Origin of the sequence: Geothrix alkalitolerans (assembly GCF_022808885.1) — a bacterium.
GTDB classification, from domain to species: domain Bacteria; phylum Acidobacteriota; class Holophagae; order Holophagales; family Holophagaceae; genus Geothrix; species Geothrix alkalitolerans.
The window spans coordinates 46,079-70,333 of record NZ_JAKZLE010000002.1 but is presented as its reverse complement, the minus strand read 5'-3'; the positions used below and the strand labels follow the sequence as shown (position 1 = coordinate 70,333).

The 24,255-nt window shown below is 68.2% G+C and carries 22 protein-coding genes and 1 tRNA gene; 17 read left to right on the top strand and 6 right to left on the bottom strand.

Going from position 1 to position 24,255, the window contains the following annotated elements; translation table 11 throughout:
- The 4 genes from MLJ35_RS04345 to MLJ35_RS04330 form a co-directional block, all read right to left on the bottom strand.
- Positions 1-177 (bottom strand): hypothetical protein, encoded by a 177-nt coding sequence (locus MLJ35_RS04345; protein ID WP_243383189.1) that lies wholly within the window; start codon positions 175-177, stop codon positions 1-3.
- A 392-nt stretch (positions 178-569) separates the two neighbouring features.
- Positions 570-645, bottom strand: a tRNA-Thr gene (locus MLJ35_RS04340).
- Between the two features lie 40 nt (positions 646-685).
- Positions 686-2,827, bottom strand: a complete 2,142-nt coding sequence (locus MLJ35_RS04335) for a prolyl oligopeptidase family serine peptidase (RefSeq protein ID WP_243383188.1) — start codon at positions 2,825-2,827, stop codon at positions 686-688.
- Positions 2,828-2,912: 85 nt separating this feature from the next.
- The gene (locus tag MLJ35_RS04330; RefSeq protein WP_243383187.1) at positions 2,913-5,012 is read right to left on the bottom strand and encodes a prolyl oligopeptidase family serine peptidase; all 2,100 of its coding nucleotides are present in this window, start codon (positions 5,010-5,012) and stop codon (positions 2,913-2,915) included.
- Positions 5,013-5,135: 123 nt separating this feature from the next.
- Between MLJ35_RS04330 and MLJ35_RS04325 the strand changes: the two genes are divergently transcribed.
- The 7 genes from MLJ35_RS04325 (at position 5,136) to lpxC (ending at position 12,725) form a co-directional block, all read left to right on the top strand.
- Positions 5,136-6,467, top strand: coding sequence for a PhoH family protein (locus MLJ35_RS04325; protein ID WP_243320966.1), 1,332 nt, complete (start codon positions 5,136-5,138; stop codon positions 6,465-6,467).
- Between the two features lie 9 nt (positions 6,468-6,476).
- Positions 6,477-7,031, top strand: coding sequence for a hypothetical protein (locus tag MLJ35_RS04320; protein ID WP_243383186.1), 555 nt, complete (start codon positions 6,477-6,479; stop codon positions 7,029-7,031).
- A gap of 45 nt (positions 7,032-7,076) precedes the next feature.
- Positions 7,077-8,276, top strand: coding sequence for a tyrosine--tRNA ligase (gene tyrS / locus MLJ35_RS04315; protein ID WP_243383185.1), 1,200 nt, complete (start codon positions 7,077-7,079; stop codon positions 8,274-8,276).
- Positions 8,273-9,934 carry a DUF4388 domain-containing protein gene (locus tag MLJ35_RS04310; protein WP_243383184.1) on the top strand — a complete coding sequence of 554 codons (1,662 nt, stop codon included), beginning with the start codon at positions 8,273-8,275 and terminating at the stop codon, positions 9,932-9,934. The genes tyrS and MLJ35_RS04310 overlap by 4 nt, the downstream gene beginning before the upstream one ends.
- 138 nt (positions 9,935-10,072) lie before the next feature.
- Complete coding sequence (locus tag MLJ35_RS04305; RefSeq protein ID WP_243383183.1) at positions 10,073-10,918, top strand: SPOR domain-containing protein; 846 nt, start codon at positions 10,073-10,075, stop codon at positions 10,916-10,918.
- A 61-nt stretch (positions 10,919-10,979) separates the two neighbouring features.
- On the top strand, positions 10,980-11,687 hold the full coding sequence (locus MLJ35_RS04300) for an IspD/TarI family cytidylyltransferase (protein ID WP_243383182.1): 708 nt from the start codon (positions 10,980-10,982) through the stop codon (positions 11,685-11,687).
- A 117-nt stretch (positions 11,688-11,804) separates the two neighbouring features.
- Positions 11,805-12,725: a UDP-3-O-acyl-N-acetylglucosamine deacetylase gene (gene lpxC, locus MLJ35_RS04295; RefSeq protein WP_243383181.1), complete on the top strand. Its 921-nt coding sequence runs from the start codon at positions 11,805-11,807 to the stop codon at positions 12,723-12,725.
- 13 nt (positions 12,726-12,738) lie between these two features.
- Here lpxC and MLJ35_RS04290 read toward each other — a convergent pair whose 3' ends face one another.
- Positions 12,739-14,346 (bottom strand): hybrid sensor histidine kinase/response regulator, encoded by a 1,608-nt coding sequence (locus MLJ35_RS04290; RefSeq protein ID WP_243383180.1) that lies wholly within the window; start codon positions 14,344-14,346, stop codon positions 12,739-12,741.
- A 215-nt stretch (positions 14,347-14,561) separates the two neighbouring features.
- On the opposite strand from MLJ35_RS04290, the gene hisD reads away from it, so the two are divergent.
- The 9 genes from hisD (at position 14,562) to hisG (ending at position 22,630) form a co-directional block, all read left to right on the top strand.
- Positions 14,562-15,848 carry a histidinol dehydrogenase gene (hisD, locus tag MLJ35_RS04285; protein WP_243383179.1) on the top strand — a complete coding sequence of 429 codons (1,287 nt, stop codon included), beginning with the start codon at positions 14,562-14,564 and terminating at the stop codon, positions 15,846-15,848.
- An 82-nt stretch (positions 15,849-15,930) separates the two neighbouring features.
- On the top strand, positions 15,931-17,706 hold the full coding sequence (locus tag MLJ35_RS04280) for an aminotransferase class I/II-fold pyridoxal phosphate-dependent enzyme (RefSeq protein ID WP_243383178.1): 1,776 nt from the start codon (positions 15,931-15,933) through the stop codon (positions 17,704-17,706).
- The gene (hisB, locus tag MLJ35_RS04275; protein ID WP_243383177.1) at positions 17,703-18,287 is read left to right on the top strand and encodes an imidazoleglycerol-phosphate dehydratase HisB; all 585 of its coding nucleotides are present in this window, start codon (positions 17,703-17,705) and stop codon (positions 18,285-18,287) included. The genes MLJ35_RS04280 and hisB overlap by 4 nt, the downstream gene beginning before the upstream one ends.
- Positions 18,284-18,913: an imidazole glycerol phosphate synthase subunit HisH gene (hisH, locus tag MLJ35_RS04270; RefSeq protein WP_243383176.1), complete on the top strand. Its 630-nt coding sequence runs from the start codon at positions 18,284-18,286 to the stop codon at positions 18,911-18,913. Before hisB ends, hisH begins: the two co-directional genes overlap by 4 nt.
- Positions 18,904-19,617 (top strand): 1-(5-phosphoribosyl)-5-[(5-phosphoribosylamino)methylideneamino] imidazole-4-carboxamide isomerase, encoded by a 714-nt coding sequence (locus tag MLJ35_RS04265; protein WP_243383175.1) that lies wholly within the window; start codon positions 18,904-18,906, stop codon positions 19,615-19,617. The genes hisH and MLJ35_RS04265 overlap by 10 nt, the downstream gene beginning before the upstream one ends.
- On the top strand, positions 19,617-20,369 hold the full coding sequence (gene hisF / locus MLJ35_RS04260) for an imidazole glycerol phosphate synthase subunit HisF (protein ID WP_243383174.1): 753 nt from the start codon (positions 19,617-19,619) through the stop codon (positions 20,367-20,369). The genes MLJ35_RS04265 and hisF overlap by 1 nt, the downstream gene beginning before the upstream one ends.
- 1 nt (position 20,370) lies before the next feature.
- Complete coding sequence (gene hisIE / locus MLJ35_RS04255) at positions 20,371-21,018, top strand: bifunctional phosphoribosyl-AMP cyclohydrolase/phosphoribosyl-ATP diphosphatase HisIE (protein ID WP_243383173.1); 648 nt, start codon at positions 20,371-20,373, stop codon at positions 21,016-21,018.
- Positions 21,018-21,986 (top strand): ATP phosphoribosyltransferase regulatory subunit, encoded by a 969-nt coding sequence (locus MLJ35_RS04250; RefSeq protein WP_243383172.1) that lies wholly within the window; start codon positions 21,018-21,020, stop codon positions 21,984-21,986. The genes hisIE and MLJ35_RS04250 overlap by 1 nt, the downstream gene beginning before the upstream one ends.
- Positions 21,983-22,630 (top strand): ATP phosphoribosyltransferase, encoded by a 648-nt coding sequence (gene hisG / locus MLJ35_RS04245; RefSeq protein WP_243383171.1) that lies wholly within the window; start codon positions 21,983-21,985, stop codon positions 22,628-22,630. The genes MLJ35_RS04250 and hisG overlap by 4 nt, the downstream gene beginning before the upstream one ends.
- A gap of 13 nt (positions 22,631-22,643) precedes the next feature.
- Here hisG and MLJ35_RS04240 read toward each other — a convergent pair whose 3' ends face one another.
- On the bottom strand, positions 22,644-23,180 hold the full coding sequence (locus tag MLJ35_RS04240; protein WP_243383170.1) for a GreA/GreB family elongation factor: 537 nt from the start codon (positions 23,178-23,180) through the stop codon (positions 22,644-22,646).
- 122 nt (positions 23,181-23,302) lie between these two features.
- Here MLJ35_RS04240 and MLJ35_RS04235 point away from each other — a divergent pair, with 122 nt between their 5' ends.
- Positions 23,303-24,247: an ion channel gene (locus MLJ35_RS04235; RefSeq protein ID WP_243383169.1), complete on the top strand. Its 945-nt coding sequence runs from the start codon at positions 23,303-23,305 to the stop codon at positions 24,245-24,247.
- Positions 24,248-24,255: the final 8 nt, after the last annotated feature.

The following is a 24,255-nucleotide window of genomic DNA, read 5'->3' as shown; positions in this document are numbered from 1 at the left end:
TCAGAAGACAACCAGGGTGCGAGTGCGCAGCTTCTGCACCAGCAGGCCCAGGGGGATGAAGAAGATCCGGAGCGCGGGGCTGTGCCGACGGCGGTCGTCTCGAGAGCGCAGGGCACGTCGCTCGGTTCCGGCTTCGCGATCGTAATTCAAGGGGCTCTGACTGATCCGTCGATTCATCTTCGGGTCCCCTCCCGGCTAGAAATATACGGCAAGAAGGTAGGGTCCGCCCTAAATCGCTTCCATCACACGGGAATTGCCTGCCCGTCGGCCAAGTCGGTCTGCAGCAGGAGGCCGACCCACTCAGCGGGGTTCGAACCGGCGCCTGGCTTTGCCGGGTGCAGGTCCCGCTTCGGATTTGAGGGGGGGGGGCGCTGACCTACTCCAGCGGGATTCGAACCGCACCCGGCTACGCCGGGCGCCGGCCTTCTGCGGCGCGACATCCAGTCGCGCCTCGGGCGGTCCCACTGGACCTCAGATCCTCGCGAGGCATGCGTCGCGGGGGCAGGTTCGAATCCCGAAGGGATTACTCCAGAGAAAAGGGCCCCCCGCGTGCGGGGGGCCCTTTTCTCTGGAGCCAACTACAGGATTCGAACCTGCGACCTGCTGATTACGAATCAGCTGCTCTACCAGCTGAGCTAAGTTGGCGCTGGCCTCCCAGTTTGCCCTGGGAGGCCGCTGGAATCAACTACTGGAGGAAGCCGGAGGGCAGCTTCATGTGGAGGTTCTTGACGAGGAAGGCCCACAGATCGGCGCGCTCGGCGATGAGCTTGCGGGTGGGCTTGCCAGCGCCATGGCCCGCGTTGGTCTCGATGCGGGTGAGGACCGGGGCGGGGCCAGCCTGATCGGCCTGGAGGGTGGCGATGAACTTGTGGCTGTGGGCGGGCACCACGCGGTCGTCGTGGTCGCCTGTGGTCACCAGCGTCGGGGGGTACTTCACGCCGGGCTTCAGGTTGTGGAGTGGCGAGTACTTGATGAGGTTGGCGAAACCCTCCGGCGTGTCGCTGGACATGTAGTCGCTCTTCCACATCCACCCGATGGTGAAGGTGTGGTACCGCAGCATGTCCATGACGCCAACGGCGGGCAGGGCGGCGCCGAAGAGATCCGGGCGCTGCGTCATGCAGGCGCCCACCAGCAGGCCGCCGTTGGAACCGCCCTGGATGGCGAGCCGGGGGGTGCTGGTGTACTTCTGCGAGATGAGCCACTCGGCGGCGGCGATGAAGTCGTCGAAGACGTTCTGCTTCTTCTCCCGCTTGCCGGCTTCCCACCATTCCTTGCCGTACTCGCTGCCACCCCGGAGGCAGGCCACGGCGTAGACGCCGCCCATCTCCATCCAGACCTGTGAAATGGGCGAGTAGCCGGGGGACTGGGCGATGTTGAAGCCGCCGTAGGCGTAGAGGAGCGTGGGGTTGGTGCCATCCAGCTTCAGCCCCTTCTTGTAGGCGAGGAACATCGGCACTTTCGTTCCGTCCTTGCTGGGATAGAAGACTTCCTTCACCTCGTACTCGGCGGGCTTGATGTCCACCTTGGGCTGGCGGAACACCGTGCTCTTGCCGGTCTTCAGGTCGTAGCGGTAGAGCGTGGGCGGCTGGTTGTAGGAAGTGAAGGTGTAGAAGGTCTCGGTGTCCTGGCGGCGGCCGTTGAAGCCGCTGAGGTTGCCGAGCCCCTCCGGCTTGATCTCCTTGAGAAACCGGCCCTTCAGGTCATAGAGCTTCACCACGTTGAGGGCATCCACCTTCCAGGTGATGGCCAGGGTATCGCCGAACAGATCAGCTCCCGCCAGGACGTCCCGACCCTTCCCTTCAGGGACGATGGTTCGCCAGGCCTTCGGGCTCGGGTCCCTCAATTCCACGGCCACGATGCGATGGCGCGGCGCGCCGGCGTCGGTGTGCACGTAGAACGTGTCGCCGTCATTGCCAAGGATGGAATAGGATCCGTCGTACTTGTCGAAGAGCGGCACGACGGGACTGCCGGCCTTGCGGAGGTCTTTCAGGAAGACGCGGTTCTTCCGCTCAGTGCCCTGGCGCTGGAAGATGACGAGCCAGTGGCCGTCGTCGGTGACCTGCGCGCCGAAGCCCCAGTCCGGCTGATCGGGACGCTCGTAGACCACCGCGTCCTTCCCGGCGGGATCGCCCAGCTTGTGGAAGAACAGCTTCTGGTTCTTGTAGACGGCGGTCAGGGCCTTGCCGGCCGCCACTTTGGGATAATCGGTGTAGTAGAACCCGCTGCCGTCCTTGGCCCAGTCGTTGACAGCCATGCGCCCGGCCGGGAAGGCATCCGGAAGATCCGCGCCCGTGGCCACGGTGCGAACCTTCCAGGTGCTCACGTCGGAGCCGCCCTTGGACAGGCTGTAGGCCACGAAGGCGCCGTCCTCGCTGAAGCGCAGCCCACCCAAGGCCACGGTGCCGTCCTGGCTCAGGGCATTGGGATCGAAGAGCACGCGGCCCTTCTCCTCCAGCCGCTCCGTGAGGTAGACCACGGCCTGGTTCTGGAGGCCGGAGTTGTAGGAGTAGACGTAGTACTTCCCGTGCTTGCTGGGCGCACCGTACTTCTCGTAGTTCCAGAGGCGGGTCATCCGGGCCTCGATGGCCTTGCGCTCGGGGATCTGCGCCAGATAGGCCTGGGTCACCTGGTTCTGGGCCGCAACCCAGGCCGCGGTCTCGGCGGAGTGATCATCCTCCAGCCAGCGATAGGGGTCGGCCACCTTGGTGCCGAAGTAGTCGTCCACCACGTCCGCCTTGCGGGAGGCGGGATAGCTCAGCGGCGCCTGGGCCATGAGGGCAGTCGCCGCCAGGGCCAGCGCGCACGCGCGGGATCGGATGCAGGTCATCTGGGAACCTCCGGAAACATGGGGAGGCTCCCAGCATACCTCGCATCACTATGTTTTCTGCAGGAAACGCATCGAAAATCGCGGATCAGGGGGTCTTCATGCCCAGGTTCTTCACCAAGAAGGCCAGCACATCGGCCCGCTCTTCGATGACCTTGGCCGTGGGCTTGCCTGCGCCATGTCCTGCGCTGGTCTCGATGCGGGTGAGGATGGGCGCGGGTCCTGCCTGGGCCGCCTGGAGCGTGGCCGTGAACTTATGGCTGTGGGCGGGCACCACGCGGTCGTCGTGATCGCCCGTGGTGATGAGCGTCGGCGGGTACTTCGTGCCGGGCTTGATGGTGTGCAGGGGCGAGTATTTCATGAGGGTCTCGAAGCCCTCCTTCGTCTCGCTGCTGCCGTAGTCGCTCTTCCAGCCCCAGCCCAGGGTGAACTTGTGGAAGCGCAGCATGTCCATCACGCCCACCTCCGGCACCGCGGCACCGAAGAGGTCCGGGCGCTGGGTGAGGCAGGCGCCCACCAGCAGGCCGCCGTTGCTGCCGCCGTTGATGGCCAGCTTCGGTGTGGAGGTGATCTTGTGGGCGATGAGCCACTCGGCGGCGGCGATGAAGTCATCGAAGACGTTCTGCTTCTTGTCTTTGCGGCCTGCGTCGTACCACTCGAGGCCGTACTCGCCACCACCGCGGAGGTTCGGCATGGCGTAGACCCCGCCCATCCCCAGCCAGACCATCCGCGAGACGGAGAAGGCAGGCGTCAGCGACACGTTGAAGCCGCCGTAGCCGTACAGCAGGGTCGGGTTCTGGCCGTCGAGCTTGATCCCCTTCTTGTGCACCAGGAACATGGGGATCTTCGTGCCGTCCTTGCTGGGGTAGAAGACCTGCTCCACCTCGTAGTCCGCGGGCTTGAAGGCCACCTTCGGCGCTCGGAAGACGGTGCTCCTGGCGGTCTTCAGGTCCAGGCGGTAGATGGTACCGGGGTAGGCGAAGCTGCCGAAGGTGTAGAAGGTTTCGGTGTCCTGCCGCCTCCCGCTGAAGCCGGTGACCGTTCCCAGGGTGGGCAGGGCCAGCGCGCCGGCCTTCTTCCCCTTCATGTCATAGAACTCCACGGCGGAATGGGCATCGCGCATCCAGGTGGCGATGAAGCGGTTCCCCACGAGGGAGACAGATTCCAGGACATCCCGGCCCTTGGCCTGGGGAATGATCTCGGTCCAGTTCGCGGGCTCAGTCTGGCCCTTCCGGATGGCCACCAGCCGGTTGCGGGGCGCCCCCTGGTTGGTGACGACGAAGAAGCGGTCACCCTCGTTGTCGACCACGCCATAGGAGGCGTCCATGCGGTCCAGGAATGGCTCCACGGGGCTGCCGGGCTTCGTGAGGTCCTTGAGGAACACGCTGGTCTCGGGGTTGGTGCCCTTGTTCCCGGTGATGACGAGCCAGCGGCCGTCGTCCGTGACGGTGCCGCCGAGGTACCACTCGGGCTGATCCGGGCGCTGGTAGATGAGCGCGTCCTCGGACTGGGGGGTGCCGAGCTTGTGGAAGTACAGCAGGTGGTTGTTGTTCACGCCCGTGAGCGCTCCGCCTTCCTTCGGGGCCTCGTAGCGGCTGTAGAAGAAGCCGGTGCCATCCTTCAGCCAGGAGGCGCCGCTGGCCTTGGACCAGCGGATCTCGTCGGAGAGATCCTTCCCGGTGGCCACGTCCCGCACCTTCCAGGTCTGCCAGTCCGAGCCGGCCACGGAGACGGAATAGGCCATGAGGCCCCCATCCTCGGTGAAGCTCGCGCCGCTGAGGGCCACGGTGCCGTCCTTGCTCAGGGTGTTGGGATCAAGGAGCACCCTTCCCTTCGCCTTGGGGTCCTCCGTCACGTACAGGACCGACTGGTTCTGGAGGCCGGTGTTGTAGGAGTAGAAATAGCGACCGCCGCGCTTGAAGGGGGCGCTGAACTTCTCGAAGTCCCAGAGGCGGGTCATGCGCTCCCGGATCGTCGCCCGCTGGGGAATCTGGGCGAGGTAGGCGAAGGTGACCTTGTTCTGGGCCTCCACCCAGGCCTTGGTCTCGGCGCTGTTGTCGTCCTCCAGCCAGCGGTAGGGATCGGCCACCTTGGTGCCGAAGAAATCATCCACGACGTCGCCTTTCCGTGTGGGCGGATAAGTCAGGGGGGTCTGGGCGGACAGGGCGGTGGTGATGGCAAGAGCCATGGGGAGGATCCTCATGCGGTGGTCTCCAAACGGGCTGACATTGTCCCACCAACGAAAGGCCCATTCCCAGCCGTGCATGGCCGGCCGCTTGGTGGTAGGCTCCGGCCAGCCCTGGAGGTCTCTTTGGTCCCACCATCCAGCAAGAAAGTCTTCGTCCTGGATACGAACGTCCTCCTGCACGATCCGAACTCGATCCTCCACTTCCAGGAACACGATGTGGTGCTGCCCATCGTCGTCATCGAAGAGATCGACCATTTCAAGAAAGACCAGACCGAGATCGGCCGGAACGCGCGGACGATCTCCCGCATGCTGGACAAGCTCAGGGCCAGCGGCAGCCTCAGCCGCGGCGTGGCCTTGGGCGATGGCGGATCCCTGAAGGTGGATGTGGAGAGCCACCCCCTGGATCTCGGTATCCTCCGCGAGGACAAGCACAAGGCCGACAACCAGATCCTGGCCTGCGCCAAACAGCTTCTCGGCACGTCCAAGGAGAAGGTGGTCCTTGTCACCAAGGACACCAACCTCCGCATCAAGGCCGACGCCATCGGCATCCTGGCCGAGGACTACACCACGGACCGGGTGGAGATGGATGAGCTCTACTCAGGCCACAAAAGCTGGGAGGTGGATCCGGCCCAGGTGGACCTCCTCTACGACGGCGGCCTCCCGCCCGACCCCGAGCTGCACCTCCAGCCCAACCAGTTCGTCACCTTGATGGACCGCTCCAACCCCAGCCACACGGCGCTGGCCCGCTTCATGGCCGGCGAGGCCCTTCTCCGGCCCATGCGCCGCATCGAGGCCTATCCCTGGGGGATCAAGCCCCGCAACCGCGAGCAGCAGTTCGCCATGGAGCTCCTGCTGGATCCCACGGTCCAGGTGGTCACCCTGGTGGGCAAGGCCGGCACCGGCAAGACCCTGCTGGCCATCGCCGCAGGCCTGCAGCAGGTGGTGGATGACGAGGCCTACGACAAGATCCTGGTCAGCCGCCCCGTCATGCCCATGGGACGCGACCTGGGCTACCTGCCCGGGGACGTGGGCGAGAAGCTGCGACCCTACATGCAGCCCATCTACGACAACCTCGAATTCATCGTGGCCGCCAACACCGAGGCCCGGCGCCGCAGCACCATGACCGCCGGCCAGTTGGAGGAGGCGGGCTACCTCAGCGTCGAGCCTCTCACCTACATCCGGGGCCGCAGCATCCCCAAGCAGTACCTCGTGGTCGACGAGGCCCAGAACCTCACACCGCACGAAGTGAAGACGATCCTCACACGCGCCGGGGAAGGCACCAAGGTGATCTTCACGGGCGACCCGTACCAGATCGACAATCCCTACGTGGATTCCAGCACCAACGGCCTCAGCTTCCTCGCGGACCACTTCAAGCATCTCGATGTATCCGGCCACGTCACCCTGATGAAGGGTGAGCGCAGCAAGCTGGCAGAATTGGCGAGCAACCTGCTCTAGGAGCCCCATATGGCAGATTCCTCCTGGGACAACGGCGGACACGGCGTCCCCCTCAAGCCGGGCCTGCCCCTCTGGGCGAAGGTCGCCATGGGCTGCGGCATCGCCTTCCTGGTGGCCCTCGTGACCTGCGTGGGCGGCGTCGCCTATGTGGCCAACAAGGCCAAGAAGGATCCCGAAGGCTTCAAACAGAGGGCCATGAGCGCCGTGGCAGACCGGCTTCGTCCCGACTGGGAGGACTTTCGCGCCGTGGTGGAGCAGCTCCGGACACCAGAAGGCTGCCAGGCCTTGTACCGTGCCAATCCTGGACTATCGAAGACCTGGCCCACCGAGTCCGAATTCCTGGATGCCTCTTCCAGGTGGCACAAGGAGATCCTCCCGGCCCCAGCCGAGCTGACCTTTGACCTCATGGAGCATGGCGGCCTGCAGATCAACCACACCTTCGGGAGCCAGGTCAAGGTGGGGTGGAGTCCCAAGGGAGGCCGGTCCGTCTACGTCACCTTCGAGCGCGCTCGGAAGGCGGGCGACCGGGGTCCGCGCCTGGTCGCTGAGCTCGATGTCCGCTGACTGATCTGGATTGAGGATCTGCGGGTTTTCCGCCAAGATTCAAGCATGACCGCCGCTTTCGGATCCGTATCTGACGCCCTCGCCCTGCTCATGAAGGGCACCGTGACGTGCCACAAGGTGGAACAGCTGGAAGCAAAACTGAAGGAGGGGCGGCCCCTGCGGATCAAGGCGGGCTTCGATCCCACAGCGCCCGACCTGCACCTGGGACACGGCGTGCTCATCCGCAAGATGGCCCAGTTCCAGAAGCTGGGCCACGAAGTGACATTCCTCATCGGGGACTTCACCGGCCTCATCGGCGACCCCACCGGCAAGAAGGCCACGCGTCCGCCCCTGTCCCGCGAGGAGGTGCTGGCCAACGCGGAGACCTACAAGGCCCAGGTCTTCAAGATCCTCGATCCCGAAAAAACCAAGGTGCGCTTCAACAGCGAGTGGCTTGGCCCCCTGCACGGCGAGCAGTGGATCCGCCTGGCCTCGCGGTTCACCGTGGCGCAGATGCTGGAACGCAATGATTTCGCCAAGCGCATGGAGGCCCGCGAGCCCATCTCGCTTCACGAGCTGCTCTACCCCCTCACCCAGGCCTACGATTCCGTGGCCCTCCAGGCGGATGTCGAACTGGGCGGCAATGATCAGCTCTTCAACCTCATGCAGGGCCGCATCCTCCAGGAGGCGTCGGGCCAGAAGCCCCAGGTGGTGCTCACGGTCCCCCTGCTGCTGGGCCTGGACGGCGTGGAGAAGATGTCGAAGTCCCTCGGCAACTACATCGGCTTCATGGAGGACCCGGACACGCAGTTCGGCAAGGCCATGAGCGCCAGCGACGCCCTCATGTGGGACTGGTACCTGCTGCTCACGGACAAACTCCCCGCCGAAATCGAGGTCCTCCGCCAGGGCCATCCCATGGACGCCAAGAAGGCGCTGGCCCGCCAGATCGTGTCCGATTTCCACGGCGCCGCCGCAGGCCGCGAAGCCGAGGAGCGCTGGGTGCGCCGGTTCTCCGAGCGCAGCCAGGAGGAGGCTCCCGAGGTCGCCATGCCCCCCACGGATGGCGAGGTCCCCCTCAGCCGCCTGCTGGTGGACCGCGGCCTGGCCGCCAGCCGCAAGGAGGCCGAGCGCCTCATCGGCCAGGGCGCCGTCAGCCTGGACGGCCAGAAGGCAGGGGATCCAGCCCTGCGGCTGGCGCTGCGGTCCGGCCAGTCAATCCTGGTGAAGGTGGGCAAGCTCAAGCTCGAGCGCTGGATGATCTCATGAGCCTTCCAGCCCTCAAGGACCTCTTCGCCCGGCATCGGACAGGAGCCACCGGCCTCTGGCGCCTGGGCCAGGAACCCAACCGGATCGTCTATTTTGAAGCCGGGAACGTGGTGTTCGCCGCCAGCAGCCACCCCCAGGACCGCCTGACCCACCTGCTGGTGGAACGCGGCAAGCTCACCCAGGTCCAGCTCGACTACGCCATGGCGAACCTCAATCCGACCATGTCCATCGGGCGGAACCTCATTGAAATGGGGTTCATCACCCAACGGGATCTGCTGGACGTGGCCCGGGCCCAGGTCGAGCGGGTGGTCTGGGCGGTCATGGCGGAAACCCTGGAACGTCCGGCCTTCGAGGCCAAGGCTCTCGATGCCTCCACGGTCCGTCTCCCCTTCGATACCCCCGCCATGCTGCTGGCGGGCGTGCTGAACCTCCAGGATCGCGAGCCCCTGCTGGCGGAACTGGGCCCGCTGGACCAGATGGTGGCCCTGGAGGTTCCGCGCCTTCCCGAGCTCAACCTCCCCCCCGACCTGGTCCGCCTCCCCGGCCTCCTGGGCGGCCAGCGAACCCTCCTGGACTTGAGCCGCGAGGCCGGGGTCGAGCCCTTCCGCCTGGGGGCCTTCGCGCTGTACCTGAGGGAGATGGGGTGGGCCCGCCTGCAGATGGCCCCGTCGTCCCCCGAAGCTCCCCGGGCCCCGGAATCGGAACCCATCCTGATCGCGCCTGTGCCGCCCCCCGCGGCATTGCCGGTTCCGCCGCCTTCTCCGGCCATCCCCTCCCTGATCCAGGCCATCGAAGCCAGCCAGGTCCCCACCACGAACCTGGAGCACCTCTCCGAAGCCCTGGACCAGCTGGGCCCAGAGGACAAATGGGAGGAGGCCGGCCAGGGTGGCCTCCAGCCGCCGCTCTCGCAGGAACGCTCCCTGCCCATCCATCAGACCGCCGCGGGCAGCACGGAACCTCCTGATTTCGAATCACTTGAAACCAGGAAGACCTCCCGACGCCCCCTCTACCTGTTCGGGATTCTTCTGCTGGTCGCGGGTCTGTGGGGCGGTCTGCGGTGGTACCAACGGAACCCTATCATTCTTCCAAAACTGGCCAAGCCTTCCCCGCTGAACCCTCCCGCGCCGGCACCGAAACCGGAACAGCCCATCTCCGAGGCCGCCCCGGGGGTCGAGGTGAAATCAGAGCCTAAGCCTGAGGCCCAACCCGCCCCGAACTCCGACGCGAAACCGGTTTCCGAACCAGCCCGGGCGGCCCAGGTGATTCCCCCGGCCCAGCCGAAGGCCGCACCCAAGCCCTCGGTTTCCTCCCAGACTGATCGCCTGAAGGCCATCCAGGCGGGCAACTGGAAGCTGGCCCACAGCCAGGGCTTGGCCCTGTGCGCCGCCAGCCATGGCAAGTGGTCCCTGCGCCTGGAAATCGCGTGCCAGGGCGATACGATCCAGCGCGCAGCCAGTCTCCTGAGGAGTCAGAATCCGGACCTCTTCCTCCTGCCCATGACCATGCGGAACGGACGCACCTGCCATCAGATCTTCCTCGGCACCTATGAATCGGAGTCCGCAGCTCTGGCGGCCGCTCGGCGGCTTCCGCCCCCCTTCCTGGCCGAAGGGAACCGTCCCAAGCCGTTCAGGGTGGACCAGATCCCCAGCCGGCAATAGGCATAAGCAGCGGTTTCGTTGCACATATTCCTATTCCAATTTACAGTCCTTTACAAAAGGGCTAGGCTTCGCCATACTTTATATGTATACGAACTGGTCCATTAAACGTGACCTGTTGATCTTTGTTTGTGGAGCCCGATGCTGTCACCCTTCCATCCCACCAATTGGAGCAAGGCCTGTGCGCTCTGGATCCACGAGATCCACATCGCCTTCGACCCTCCGACGCCGGTGGACCCAGGCAAAGGCGGGTTTCTCAGAGTCATGCGCTGGAGCACCCCTCGGGTGGCCACCCTGGTCGCCCTCAGCTTCACCCTCCACTGCACCCGTCCCCCGGCGACCTACGCCTCCCCCTCCGCCGGTTCCCGCGATGGCGCCCGGCCTGCGGATGGCCAGGCCTACGTGGAGGAGGGTGTGGCCAGCTGGTATGGCGGGGATGACGATGGATTCGCTGGCCGGCAGACGGCCAGCGGGGAAATATTCGATCCGGAGCAGTACACCTGCGCCCACCGCACCCTTCCCCTGGGCAGCTTCGTGGAAGTCGAGAACCTGGAGAACCGAAAGCGTGCGGTCTTCCGGGTGAACGATCGCGGCCCCTTCATCAAGGGAAGGGTATTGGACCTCTCCAAGCAGGGCGCCAAGGACCTGGGGTTCCTGGGCCGTGGGACCGCCCGCATCCGCCTGCGGTCCGTGGATGCCATGGGCCTTCCCACGGCGCTGGATCCGGCCGTCGACCATGCGGACCCCTTCGTGGTCCAGGTGGCAGCTCTTTCGGATCCCAAGAATATCGAGTCACTTACGCGTGAACTTGAAAACACCTTCGGTGTCGTGACGCTCCAGAGCGCCACCACCCGCGGCGGCTTGGCCGTGAAGCGGGTCCGGGTGGGCAGCTACACCAGTCGCCAGGACGCCGAGCAGGCGGCCGAACGACTCGCCAAGCTCATGAAGGACCGCGGTGTCGAACCCTTCATCACCCGTCAGCGCTGACATGGTCCTGGGGGAACCGCCTGCTCGCTCCGCTCGCGATGTCCCCCCCGGGGCCCCCCACGTGGCGCCCGGACCAAGCGCGCTCGCCACGCCTGATCACCTGCACCCCTACTTGATCATCCCGGCCGGGGGGCGGGGCCTGCGCATGGGCGGCGGCCTGCCCAAGCAGTTCCGCGATTGGGGCGGCCGCCCCCTGCTCCAGGCCACCGTGGAAGCCTTCCTGGCCCCCGGCATGCCCCACCTTGCAGGTATCGCCTTGGCCGTGCCTGAAAGCCACCTGGAGGAGACCCGCTCCTGGTCCTTCAGCGTGCCCTGCTGGGTGGTGCCGGGTGGCGACACCCGGCAGGCCTCCGTGTGGGCCGCCCTCCGGGCCCTGCCCGACCAGCCCCTCGCCCCGGTCATGATCCACGACGCCGTCCGGCCCTTCCCTCCGGCGGCTCCGTTGTGGGAGGCCCTGGACGCGCTGAACCAGTTCGACGGCGTCCTGCTCGGCGAACCTTCCACCGACACCCTCAAGCGGGTGGACGAGAACGGTCGGGTGCTCGGCACCGAACCCCGGGAGGCTTTCTTTCGGGCCCAGACCCCCCAGATCGCGCGCCTGGGCACCTGGCTCAACGCCTTCCGCGCCGCCGACGCCTCGGGCTTCAACGCCACGGATGACGTCGCCCTCCTCGAGCGACTGGGCCTGGCGGTGAAGCTGATCCCCAGCCCCAGCTCCAACCTGAAGCTCACCACCCCCGAGGACTGGGAGCGCACCCGGCCAGGCTGACCACGGTGTGTGGTGGATGGACCCACATCCATCCCTTTTTCATAACAAGCCAAATCATGAAATGATTTGACTAGTATAACGGCACAGAAATGGCTTGTCTGCCTGCGAGGACGAACCATGCCCCGCAGCACCACACCCCAGACCCTGAGCCGCGAGATCACCCTCTCGGGCCATGGCCTGCATGGCAACCGGCCCTGCTCGGTGCGCCTGGTGCCCGTGGCCGAACCTTCGGGGATTCTGTTCGTCCACACGCCCACCGGCACCGCGATCCCCGCCAAGGCGGATCTGGCGGGTGACCTGGTGCTGGCCACCACCCTGGTGAAGGATGGCGTGCGCCTCCAGACCATCGAGCACCTGCTGTCGGCGCTCATGGGCCTGGAAGTGGAGCACCTCCGCATCGAGGTGGACGCCGAGGAGCTTCCCATTCTTGATGGCAGCGCCGCCCCCTGGGTGGAGGCCATCCTGCAGGCGGGCGTGAAGGGCCTGGAAGGCCGCCGCCGCTTCATGAAGATCACCCAGCCCATCGAAGTCCGGAACGGCGACCGCTGGATCCGCGCGCTCCCCTACGATGGCCTCCGCCTCCGCTACGTCATCGACTTCCCCATCCCCGCCCTGGGCCGCCAGAGCCGCGAGCTGAGCCTCACCCCCGACAAGTACCGCCGGGAACTGGGCGCCGCTCGCACGTTCTGCCTGGCCCAGGAGATCGACTTGATGCGCGCCCGCGGCCTGGCCCTGGGCGGCAGCCTCGACAACGCCGTGGTCTTCGGCGCCGACGGCCCCCTGAACGAGTCCCTGCGCTACGAGGACGAAGCCGTCCGCCACAAGATGCTGGACCTGGTGGGCGACCTGGCGCTGCTCGGCGCGCCCCTGCTGGGCCTCGTGGAGGCCCACGCCGCCGGCCATGCCCTGCACGTCGCTTTGGCCCAGGCCATCCTCGCGACCCCCAGCTGCTGGGAGTGGACCGAGGAAGCCGAGCCCGCCAGTGTGCGCTTCTTCTTCCAACCCGCAGGGCTCACCGCCGCGGCGCAGCCTGCCTGAACCTTCTGGGGTGTCAGGGGCAGGCGGTCTTGAGGGCTGCCTTCAGTTCGGCGAAATCAAAGGGTTTCCTCAGGAGCCAGACTCCCGGGTACGAAGACAGGGCGACTTCCAGCAGGTGGTCCACTCGGCCGGTGGAGAGGAGCACCGGCAAGGTCGGATGGGTCCGTCGGAGCTCTTTCAGGGTTTCAACGCCAGTCATCCCCGGCATGTTCTGGTCGAGGACCACCAGGTCGACCTCCAGCCCACCGCGCAGCAGATCCAGACCCTCGCGCCCAGTGGCGGCCAGCTCGACCCGGTGCCCCCCATGTTCGAAAAGGGCCGAGGTCGATTCGCGGATCAGCTCCTCATCGTCCACGAGGAGGATCCCCAGGGATCTCACGGCAGGAGCCCGGTGCGAGGTCGGCTCTGCTGGCTTGCGGGGGGCCCGTGCCAAGGGTGGGAAGTGGAGCACTGCGGTCGTGCCGCGGCCCGGTTCGCTCCTGAGCTCGCAGGTGCCGCCATGGGCCTTCATCACGCCATAGACGATGGAGAGCCCGAGCCCCGTGCCCTTCCCGAGGGGCTTGGTGGTGAAGTAGGGATCCAGGGCCTTGGCCATGATCTCCGGGCTCATGCCATGGCCCGTGTCCTCCACCGACACCTCCACCCCGGCGTCATCCAGGTTCCGTGATCGGAGGGTCAGGCGGCCACCGGTCGGCATGGCGTCCATGGCATTTACACACAGGTTCATTACCACATTGGCAAGGGAGGATGGTTCCCCCAGCGCCTCTGGCGCAGACTCATCCAGGGCCAGCACCAGCTCCACCCGGTTGGGAGCGGCACGGGACATCAACTCCGCCTCCTGCCGCAGGATCTGGTTCAAGTCCACCGGGATGGCGTCCTTCAGACCGTCGCGGGCGAAATCCGTGAGGCCCTTCACCAGAGTCCGCCCCCGAAGGACGGCTTTCAGCAAGAGGTCGAGGTCCCGGACCGAAGCAGCGTCGCCCTCCAGGCGGTTCCTGAGAACCGTGGCCAGCCCCAAGATGGCGGCCAGCACGTTGTTCATGTCGTGGGCCACGCCGCTGGCGAGGCTGCCGACGGATTCGAGCTTCTGGTGCCGCAGCAGTTCTGCCCGGACCCGCCGCTCAGCCTCCTCTGCCCGCTTGAGCTCCAGTTCGTGGGCACAATGCACGGCCACCAGCTGCAGGAGGGATTCGGCCAGATCACGGTCGACGAGAGGTCCCCGGCCCATCACCGCGATCAGGCCGATCGGCTCCCCTCGTGAATCCCACAGTGGGATTCCGAGATAGCATTCCGCGGCCATGTCCCGCAGCAGCAGATCCTCGGGAAACAGCTGCCGGATGTTGCTGGGATAGCAGCACAGGGTCTTGCCCATGACGTTCTCGCAGGGCGTCCCCCGTAGGTCGTACTCCAGGTCCGGAAGGATCTCACCTGCGGCATAGAGCCCCAGTGTACGGGCTCGCCTCTGGTCCGGAAGGAGCTCGTCGATCAGGGCGTACTCCACTTCCAGCTTCTCACCGAGGAACTTCGCCAGTGCGGGGAAGAAGGCCAACTGCGAACCTGCCCAGCCCCGCTGCGCTATGAAGACCAGGGTCTCCTTGATCTGGTCGTCCAGGTTGGTCATGGTGGCATGGCCCCGCGCAGTGGCGCCCGGCGCGCCATACCCCTCGATGCTAGGCGCTGAAGATGGGTGGCCGCAATGATCCGTCACTGGAAAGAATCTGCCTCGCATGGTTCCGGCTTGCACATTCGTTCCCCAGATGCCACGCTTTGTTCTTCACCCATGAGGTGCACAGGTGTTGCTTCATCTCTTCCAGTGACCTGACCGACCGGGCAGCGGTGCCCGGGTGGATCGCCACCCTGGCGCGTAGCGGAGAGACGGAGGAGGACACGCGGAGGTCCGTCACGGGCATCCTGGCGGAGGTTCGCCGGGAGGGCCTCGACGCCGTCCTTGCCTGGACCCGGCGCCTGGATGGCGTGGACCTGGATCCCGCCGCGCTGCGGATTCCCACCGTGGTCCTGGAGTCGGCCCGCCTGCGGCTGGAGCAGGAACGGCCCGATCTCATGGCGGCCCTCCGGGAGATGATCGGGCATGTCCGGCGCTTCGCCGAGGGTCAGCGAGGCTGCCTGCGCGACCTTGAGCTCCCGCTGCCTGAAGGCGGCACGGTGGGGGAGCGCTGGTGCCCGCTCAGGACGGCCGGCGTCTACATCCCCGGCGGCCGCGCGTTCTACCCCTCCACCCTGGCGATGACCGTCATCCCCGCCCAGGTGGCCGGGGTCAGCCGCATCGTCGGTGTGACGCCGCCCAAGGCACAACCCACCTTGCCCGGCGCCTGGGGCGTGGATCCGCTCGTGCTGGCTTGCGCCGCAGAACTGGGCCTCACGGAGCTCTACCCCTTCGGTGGTGCCCAGGCCCTTGGTTGGCTGGCCTTCGGGGAACCCGCCGTGGACCTGATCGCCGGCCCCGGCAACCGCTTCGTGGCCGAAGCCAAGCGCCAGCTCATCGGCACCTGCGGCATTGATGCCCTGGCGGGCCCCACGGAGCTGCTGGTGATCGCGGACAGCAGCGCCGATCCCGCCTGGCTCGCCGAGGATCTCATGGCCCAGGCCGAGCACGACCCCGACGCCGCAGCCGTTCTGGTGAGTGCCGACCGCGCCCTGCTCAAAGCGGTGGAGGCCGAACTTCAGACCCGAGTGGCCGCTTCGCCCCGCCGCGTCATCCTTGAGCAGAGCCTGGGAACGCACGGGCGGCTGGTCTGCGCCGAGCGCGGCCTGGCCATCGCCCTGGCACAGGCCTGGGCGCCGGAGCACCTGGAGCTCTGCGTCCGCGACCCGGAAGTGTGGCTGCCCTCGCTGACCACCGCCGGAGCCGTGTTCATCGGCAGCGCCAGCGCCGAGGCCTTCGGCGACTACGGCGCCGGGCCCAACCACGTGCTGCCCACGGGCCGCAGCGCCCGCCACACCAGCCCCCTGGGCGTGGCCACCTTCCTCAAGCGCCAGAGCCTGCTGCGGCTCTCCGCCGCCGACGCGGCCGCCATGTCCCCCTGGGTCGAGAAGCTGGCGGAGGCCGAAGGCCTCACCCACCACGGCCGCAGCGCCGGCCTGCGCGGCCATCACCACCCCTAGGGAGCGCCTCCTCGCCGAGCGCTCCGTTCCGCTTCTTCTCCCAAGAGGCCTGGTTTTCTCCTACTCTCATCCCGAGTCGCCCATGTCCTTCCTCCGACCTGACCTCGCCGACCTGCCCGCCTATCGGCGGCCTCCCGAGCCGCCCACCGGCCTCCGCCTGCACATGAACGAGGCCGGGTCCGACTGGCCGACCGAGGCCCGCGAAGCGCTGCTGGCGCGGCTCCAGTCCATGCCTTTCAACCTCTACCCCGAGCGCCAGGAGGAACTCACCGAGCGCCTGCGGAAGCGCGTGGGCGCGCCCGAGGGCGGCCTGCTCCTGGGTCCCTCCAGCGGGGCCCTGCTCGACCACGTGGCCATGGCGGGCCTGAGCTTCGGCGACACGGTGGCCATCCCGGATCCGGGCTTCAGCCTCTACCCCATGCTGGTTCGCCGGAACGGCGGCCAGGTGCGGAAGATCCCCCAGAGCACGGGCTTTCCGCTGGAGCCCTGGTTCGAGGCGCTCGACTGCCGCCAGATCTGGCTGACCCTGCCCAACAACCCCACGGGCGCCTGGGTATCGCCAGAGGAACTGGAAGCGCTGCTGGCCGCCGCCGCAGCTCGTCCGGTGCCCCCCCTGGTGGTGATGGACGAGGCCTACGCGGAGTTCGCCCCGGCCACCCACCGCCTGGCCGTGGACCGCTATCCGAATGTGGTGCTGCTGCGGACCTTCAGCAAGGCGCTGGCCTCCGCCTCCTGGCGCCTGGGCTACCTCCTGGGCGACCCCGCCCTGGTTTCGAAGCTGGCCACCCTGCAGCTGCCCTACTCCATCCCCTCCGCCAGCCTGGAGGCCCTGGACGTGGCCCTGGACTTCGCGCCGGCCTTCGAACCCGCGGTGCGGGCCCTGCCGGAGCGGCGCGACCGCCTCTCCGCCTCCCTGGCCGCCTCCCTGCCTGCGCACCGCGCCGCCCCCAGCGCCGGCAACTTTCTCCACGTGACGCCGGATCCCTCGGATGCCCTGGAGGCCGCGGGCATCAAGGTGCGCCGCCTTCCCGGAACCGGTGCCGCGCGGGTCACCATCGGCACGGAACCGGATACCGCCCGCGTGGCCGCGGTCCTGGGCGCGGCGCTGCCGAGGCCCGAGCCGCGACCGCGCCGTCGCCTGCTGGTCCTGGACATCGACGGCGTGCTCATCGACGCCGACCGCAGCTTCCTGGAGGCCGTGGCCCGGACCCTGGCGGAGCTGCGGCCTTCCCTGCCCTGGTCCGATGGGGCCTACCGAGCCTTCAAGCGCCTGGGGGGCTACAACAACGACTTCCGGCTCGCGGCCGGTGCTCTGGCCCTGGCCGAAGTGCATGGCGACGTGGACCTCCAGCCCGTGATCGAAGCGGCGGACGGCCGCGGCTTCCCGGAGCTCGACACGCGGACGGAAGCCCTGGAGCCCGCGGCGCAGGTCGTGGTGCAGAAGCACTATGCGGACACCATCCGCCTAGAGCGCCCCCTGGTGGACCTGACCGAGCTGCAGGCCACGGGCTGGGAGCTGGCGGTGCTCACCGGGCGGCCGCCCGAAGAGCTGGACTTGGCCTGGAAGGTGCTGGGCTTCTCGCTGCCCGCCGTCTGCGACGCCGCGCCCCACCTGCGCAAGCCCGAGCCCGCGGGCCTGCTCCAGCTGGCGGACGCCTACCGGGCGGAGGAAGTCGTCTTCGCGGGAGACACCATTGATGATGCCCGCTGCCTGCGCGCCGCCGCCGAGCTGAAACCCGAAGTGGCCTGGCGCTTTGCGGCCGTGGGCCCAGACCGGGCCCGCTTTGCCGCGACAGGAGATGTCCAATCCGTGACCCTGCGCGGCCTGCTGCCCACGCTGACCCAGGAGAAGCCATGAGAACTGCCACCCTGACCCGCGCCACCACCGAGACCCAGGTGAAGCTGAGCCTCTCCCTGGATGGAGGCGAGGCCCGCATCCGCACGGGCCTGGGCTACTTCGACCACATGCTGATGCAGCTGGCGAGGCACGGCGGCTTCGGCCTCGAGGTGGAGGCCACCGGCGACCTGCCCGTGGACAGCCATCACCTGGTGGAGGACGTGGGCCTCTGCCTGGGGGACGCCCTGAAGTCCGCCCTGGGCGATCGGGCCGGCCTGGCCCGCTTCGCCCACGCCTACGTGCCGCTCGACGAGGCCCTGGCCCGCGTGGTCGTGGACCTCTCGGGACGGCCCTGGTGCGAATTCCACGCGGACTTGCCGCCGATCATCCTCGGCGACGGCTTCCAGGTGGAGATGGTGCGTGAGTTCTTCATCGCCCTGGCCATGCGCGGCGGCCTCGCCATCCACGCGGACCTCATCCGCGGCGTGAACACGCACCACAAGGTCGAGGCCCTCTTCAAGGCCCTGGCCAAAGCCCTGCACCAGGCCACCCGCCTCGAAGGCGCGGAGGTGCCCTCCACGAAGGGGACCCTGTCCGCATGAGCGCCCTCACCCTCATCGACTACGACGCGGGGAACCTCGCCTCCCTCGAGGGGGCCCTGGAGCGCCTGGGCTTCAGCTACGTCCGGGCGGCCTCGCCTGATCAGGCCGCGGCGTCCGGCCCCGTCGTGCTGCCCGGCGTGGGCCACTTTGAGGCGGCCCAGCGCTCCCTCCGGGAGCGGGGCTGGTGGTCCGAGCTGCCGGGCCTGGTGGCCGGCGGCCGCCCCCTGCTGGGCATCTGCCTGGGCCTCCAGCTGCTGGCCGAAGGCAGCGAGGAGGCCCCCGGCATCCCAGGGCTCGGCCTGATCCCCGGCCTGGTGCGGCGCCTGGGCCCCGGCGTGAAAGTCCCGAACATGGGCTGGTGCCAGGTGCGCCAGGCCCGCCCCCACCCGGCCCTTCCAGACGCCTCCGGCGCCTGGCTCTACTTCGTGCACAGCTATGCCCTGGAGCCCACGGACGACACCTTGCTCGTCGCCGAGCACGGCCGCCCCTTCACGGCGGCGGAGGCCCGGGGTCGCGTGATGGGCTTCCAGCCCCACCCCGAGAAGTCCGGGCCCGACGGCCTGAGGCTGCTCCGCGCCGCGCTCGCCTGGATGGGCGCTGCCGCTCAGGAGGCGCCATGCAGCTGATCCCGAGCATGGACCTGATGCAGGGCCGCCTGGTGCGGCTGCGTCATGGCGACCGCAGCCAGGCCACCTTCTACGGCTTCACGCCCGAAGCCTGGGTGGAGCAATTGATCGAGGCCGGCGCCCGCCGCATCCACCTGGTGGACCTGGACGGAGCCTTTGGCGGCCCCCGCCAGGGCACCTTCACCAGCTTCCCCGCCCGCTTCCCCCAGGTGCGCTTCCAGCTGGGGGGTGGCCTGCGGGACCGGGCCGCCATCGAGGCGGTGCTGGCCCTGGGCTTCGACGCCGTGGTGGGCACCCTCGCGGTGGAACAGCCCTCCGCCCTGCGGGGCCTCCCGGGCGACCGCATCGTGGCCGCCCTGGACCTCAAGGGCCAGCGCATCGTCACCCGGGGCTGGCAGACCGACAGTGCCTGCGAATCCACAGACGTGTTCGAGGCCCTGCTCACCCTGGGCTTTGACCGGGCCCTCGTCACCGACGTGAGCCGCGACGGGACGCTGGAGGGGCCAGGACTCGAAGCCGCTGCCTGGGTCGCCCGAGAGGGCTTCCGCGTTCAGGCCTCCGGCGGTGTGAAGGACCTCTCGGACCTCCCGGCCCTGGCCGCGTTGCCCGGCGTGGTGGGGGCCATCAGCGGCAAGGCCCTCATGGAGGGGCACATCCCCCTGGAGGATCCCCGCACACGGACCGCTCTGGAAGGAGGCGCCTGATGCCCGCCAAGCGCGTCATCCCCTGCCTCGACGTGAAGAACGGCCGCGTGGTGAAGGGCATCCAGTTCAAGCAGCTCCGCGACCTGGGACATCCTGTCGAGCTGGCCCGGCGCTACGACCAGGAGGGCGCGGACGAGCTGGTCTTCCTCGACATCGCCGCCTCCCTGGAGAACCGCGGCACGCGGGAAGCCTGGGTCCGCGATGTGGCGCGGGAGCTGAGCATCCCCTTCACCGTGGGCGGTGGCGTCTCCAGCGTGGACGACGCCCGAAGCCTGCTGCGCGCCGGCGCCGACAAGGTGGCCGTGAACACGGCCGCCGCCCTCCGCCCGGAGCTCGTGGCCGAGCTCGCGGATGCCTTCGGAAGCCAATGCGTGGTGGCCGCCGTGGACGTCAAGCGCGACGCCGACCTGGGCTGGCGCGTCTACCTCAAGGGCGGCACCGCGCCCACGGAGCGGGCGGCCGTGGAATGGCTCTGGGAGCTCAACGACCTCGGCGCGGGCGAGATCCTGCTCACCTCCATGGACCAGGACGGCACCGGCGACGGCTTCGACCTGCCGCTGCTGGACCTGGCCTCAGAGCTGCCCATCCCTCTCATCGCCTCCGGCGGCGCCGGCCAGGAGGTCCACTTCCTGGAGGCCCTGGAGCACGGCGCCGACGCCGTGCTGGCCGCCACGCTCTTCCACGAGGGCATCCTGCCCATCCCCCGCCTCAAGGCCTACCTCACCCAGCAGGGCCTCTCCATCCGGATCTGACATGGACCTCGACACGCTCCGCTACGACTCCCAAGACCTCATCCCCGGCATCGTGCAGGATCGCGCCGGCGAGGTGCGCATGGTGGCCTGGCTCAACCGCGAGGCCCTCCAGCTCACCCTCGACACCGGCTTCGTCACCTTCTGGAGCCGCTCCCGCCAGGCGCTCTGGGTGAAGGGCGAAAGCAGCGGGAACCGGCTCCAGGTGGTCCAGATCCGCCCGGACTGCGATTCGGATGCCCTGCTCATCCTCGCGGAGCCCGAGGGCCCGAGCTGCCATCGCGGCACCCGCAGCTGCTTCGATGCCGCTCCCGAAGGAGGCCAGGCCCCCGGGCCCTGGCCCGCCACCCTTCCCTGGCTTGGACGCCTCGAAGCTCTGCTGACCTCCCGCAAGGCGCTGGCGGATGTGGACGGCAGCTACACCCAGAAGCTCTTCGCCCAGGGCGTGGACCGCATTGCCAAGAAGGTGGTGGAGGAGGCAGGCGAGGTGGTCATCGCCGCCAAGAACGACAACCGCGGCGAGTTCCTCGGCGAGGCCGCGGACCTGCTGTTCCACCTCGACATGCTCCTGCTGGAGCGTGGCGCCAGCCTGCTGGACGTGGTGGAGGTGCTCCACCGCCGCCACGCCGACCGCACGGGAGGGCCTGCCTGATGGCCGTCCGCACACCCCACTTCCCCGACCTGCTCTTCAACTCCGCCGCCCGGCTCCGCCGCTGGGAAGACGCCCTCATGGGCCACTTCGCGGCCCACGGCTACCGCGAGCTGCACCCCTCGCTCGTCCTGCGCGAAACGGTGCCCGAAGGCGCCCTGCGCTTCTTCGACGGCGACGATCTGGTGGCCCTCCGCTGGGACTTCACCGTGGCCCTGGCGGGCCTCCTCACCCGCACCTTCCCCGCGCCGCCGGACCGCGTGGCCTATGCCGGCGCCGTGTTCCGGCGGCCCGTGCAACCTTGGGAGGCGGTGGAACGTTTCGAGGTGGGCTGCGAGCGCATCCAGCCCGAGGGCGAGCCCGCCGCCGAGGCCGACGTGGAGCTGGCCCGGATGCTGATGGCCGTGCCTGGCCTCCTGGGCCTGAAGAGCGCCATCCTCCACCTGGGGAACGCGGCGCTGGTGCGCCGCCCCCTGGAGGCCGAAGGCCTGTTCGGTGAGCTGGCAGACGCCGTGGTGGCAGCCCTCTCCCGTCGCGCCCCCCACCGGGTGCGGGAGGCCCTGGACGGCCATCCTTCTGCCGCACGGCTGACGGCCCACGCCGAAGCCCTGCTCTCTGAGCTCGACGGCCCCGGAACCCTGGGCGCCCTGGCCTCCAGCCCCTACGCGACCCTGCTGGAGGAGGAAATGCACCACATGGACCGTGCCCTCCAGGCCCTCCTGCCCATCCTCCCGCCCAACCTCGAGCTGAGGGTGGATCTGGCGGACGTGGCTGGTCTCGGCTTCTACACGGGCCCCACCCTGCGCCTGTGGGCCCCCGGCGCCCAGCAGGAACTGGCGGCGGGCGGTCGCTACGACCGCCTCTTCCCGGGCTTGGGCCGGCCCTGGCAGGCCGCGGGCTTCTGTGTTCGTCTGTCGCGTCTGCTCGACCTGGCCGTCACCCGCCCCGACCTGTTCGAGGAACCCCGATGAACCAGACCCTGCTCATCGCCTTCCCCAAAGGCCGGCTCGGCGACGAGCTGGTGCCCCTGCTGGCGGGCACACCCCTGGCCCTCGACGCGGCGGCCCTGAAATCCCGCGTCCTGCGCATCCCCACCGCCACCCCCGGCGTGGCGGCCCTCCTGCTCAAGGGCGCGGACCTGCCACGCTACGTGGCGGCTGGCGTCGCCTCGCTGGGCATCGTGGGCTCGGACACCCTCGACGAGATGGACATGGACCTTTTGGAGCTGGCGGACCTGGGCTTCGGCGCCTGCCGCCTGTCGCTCTGCGCAAAGGCGGGCGTCAGTCTGGATGACCTGCGCGCCAAGCCCCACCTGCGCCTGGCCACCAAGTTCCCGAAGGCCACCGAGGCCTGGCTGGCCCGGGAGGACCTCACCGCCGAGCTGGTGCCCCTGAGCAGCAGCGCGGAGCTGGCGCCCCTGCTGGGCCTGGCGGACGCCATCGTGGACCTGGTGCAGACTGGCGGCACCCTCAAGGCCCACGGTCTCGTGGAGACGGCCATCCTCGGCCGCTCCTCCGCCCGCCTCGTGGCCGCCCGCGGCGCCTACCTCAGCGAACCCGGCCGCATCCGTCCCCTGGCGGACATGCTGCTCGGGGCGTTGAAGGCAAAGCCCTAAGACCTGGCGCAGATCACTCCGGTGCGCCCGAGCGGACACTGAGGACCTCCAGCCGCATCGTCCCGGCAGGTCGCCGCCACACGACCTCGTCGCCGGATTCGGCGTTCAGCAGAGCCTCGCCCAGCGGCGAGACCCAGCTGACCTTCCCCCGGGAGGGATCGGCTTCGTCCTCGCCGACGAGGGTGTACGTCGTGATGACGCCGGCTTCGTCGCAAACCTCCACGGTGGCCCCGAAGTGCACCCGGTCCCTCGACTTGCCATCGGGGGTCACCAGAACGGCGCGGTTCAGGCGCTCCTGGTAGTAGCGCAGGTCGCGCTGGACGATGGCCAGCTCCTGGGGGTTGGCCAGCTTGCCCTCCGCCAGCAGCAAGCCCTGGCGGGCCTCCAGGTCCTCCTTCACGTCCTGCAGCTGCCGCAATCCGGCGGGCGTCACATAGTTCGTGTGGGGGCTCTGGGGCCGATCGGGGAGGACTTCGGGGCGCCCCGCGTCATCCGGATCCTTGATGAAGGCTCGATTCACCGTGTCGCTCTGATATCGGTTGGGGGACATCCAGGGGTGCCCCTGGACGGCCGCTGCCCATGGTGAGTCCTGCGGCCGGATCAGATCAAGCCCCGGAGGCCCAGAACTGATTCTGGAGGCTACACTCAGGGATTTCCTCTTTTCAGGACACCATGGACTCCCACCTCCGCCGAACGCCCATCGATGACGACCTGGGCCTGGGCCTCCAGGCCGGCCGTGAACGCGGAGTCAACAAGGACGGCTCCTTCAACGTCCGCCGCCTGGGCCTGCCACGTTTCCGCCTTTACGACCTCTACCACCATCTCATCACCATGGGCTGGGGGCGTTTCCTGGGGCTGTTGTTCCTGGCCTTTCTCGCCACCAATGCGATCTTCGCCTTGATGTACCTGGGCATCGGCATGGAACAGTTCACCCGCCAGGGGGGGATGGCGTTCCGGGAGCGGCTGCAGGACGCGTTCTTCTTCAGCGCCCAGACCCTCACCACGGTGGGCTACGGCCACATCAGCCCCCAGGGGTTCCTCGCCAACGCGGTCGCCGCGCTGGAATCCCTCCTGGGCCTCCTGAGCTTCGCCCTGGCTACCGGCCTCCTCTACGGACGGTTCTCCCGGCCCCAGGCGTGCCTGCGGTTCAGCAACCTCGCCGTGATGGCCCCCTATCGGGGCTTCGACGGCTTCATGTTCCGCCTCGTGAACATGCGCAGCAACGAGCTCATCGAGGTGGAGGCCACGCTGAGTCTCTCCCTCCAGGATCCGGCCTCGACCACCCGGCGCTTCATCCTGCTGCCCCTGGAGCGTCCGAAGATCCACCTGTTCCCCTCCAGCTGGACGGTCGTGCACCCCATCGATGAGACCAGCCCACTGTTCGGCCTGACCGAGGCCGGCCTCCGCCGTGCCAAGGCCGAATTCATCGTGCTCATCAAGGCCTTCGACGACACCTTCTCGCAGACCATCTACGCTCGGACGTCCTACACCGCCGACGAGGTCCGCTGGGGGGCCCGGTTCAAGCCCATGGCCTTCATCGGGCCGGACGGCATGACCGAGATGGATGTGGCGCGCCTGGACGCCGTGGAGGACCTGGCTCCCGCCCACCGGGACTGATCACGGGG

Coding starts and splice junctions, on each gene's coding strand:
- hisB (WP_243383177.1), top strand. CDS start 17,703: ATGAGAACTGCCACCCTGACCCGCGCCACCACCGAGACCCAGGTGAAG.
- MLJ35_RS04250 (WP_243383172.1), top strand. CDS start 21,018: ATGGCCGTCCGCACACCCCACTTCCCCGACCTGCTCTTCAACTCCGCC.
- MLJ35_RS04280 (WP_243383178.1), top strand. CDS start 15,931: ATGTCCTTCCTCCGACCTGACCTCGCCGACCTGCCCGCCTATCGGCGG.
- hisH (WP_243383176.1), top strand. CDS start 18,284: ATGAGCGCCCTCACCCTCATCGACTACGACGCGGGGAACCTCGCCTCC.
- MLJ35_RS04345 (WP_243383189.1), bottom strand. CDS start 177: ATGAATCGACGGATCAGTCAGAGCCCCTTGAATTACGATCGCGAAGCC.
- MLJ35_RS04240 (WP_243383170.1), bottom strand. CDS start 23,180: ATGTCCCCCAACCGATATCAGAGCGACACGGTGAATCGAGCCTTCATC.
- MLJ35_RS04335 (WP_243383188.1), bottom strand. CDS start 2,827: ATGACCTGCATCCGATCCCGCGCGTGCGCGCTGGCCCTGGCGGCGACT.
- MLJ35_RS04290 (WP_243383180.1), bottom strand. CDS start 14,346: ATGACCAACCTGGACGACCAGATCAAGGAGACCCTGGTCTTCATAGCG.
- MLJ35_RS04235 (WP_243383169.1), top strand. CDS start 23,303: ATGGACTCCCACCTCCGCCGAACGCCCATCGATGACGACCTGGGCCTG.
- tyrS (WP_243383185.1), top strand. CDS start 7,077: ATGACCGCCGCTTTCGGATCCGTATCTGACGCCCTCGCCCTGCTCATG.
- MLJ35_RS04320 (WP_243383186.1), top strand. CDS start 6,477: ATGGCAGATTCCTCCTGGGACAACGGCGGACACGGCGTCCCCCTCAAG.
- MLJ35_RS04330 (WP_243383187.1), bottom strand. CDS start 5,012: ATGGCTCTTGCCATCACCACCGCCCTGTCCGCCCAGACCCCCCTGACT.
- hisIE (WP_243383173.1), top strand. CDS start 20,371: ATGGACCTCGACACGCTCCGCTACGACTCCCAAGACCTCATCCCCGGC.
- MLJ35_RS04305 (WP_243383183.1), top strand. CDS start 10,073: ATGCTGTCACCCTTCCATCCCACCAATTGGAGCAAGGCCTGTGCGCTC.
- MLJ35_RS04265 (WP_243383175.1), top strand. CDS start 18,904: ATGCAGCTGATCCCGAGCATGGACCTGATGCAGGGCCGCCTGGTGCGG.
- hisG (WP_243383171.1), top strand. CDS start 21,983: ATGAACCAGACCCTGCTCATCGCCTTCCCCAAAGGCCGGCTCGGCGAC.
- MLJ35_RS04310 (WP_243383184.1), top strand. CDS start 8,273: ATGAGCCTTCCAGCCCTCAAGGACCTCTTCGCCCGGCATCGGACAGGA.
- lpxC (WP_243383181.1), top strand. CDS start 11,805: ATGCCCCGCAGCACCACACCCCAGACCCTGAGCCGCGAGATCACCCTC.
- hisF (WP_243383174.1), top strand. CDS start 19,617: ATGCCCGCCAAGCGCGTCATCCCCTGCCTCGACGTGAAGAACGGCCGC.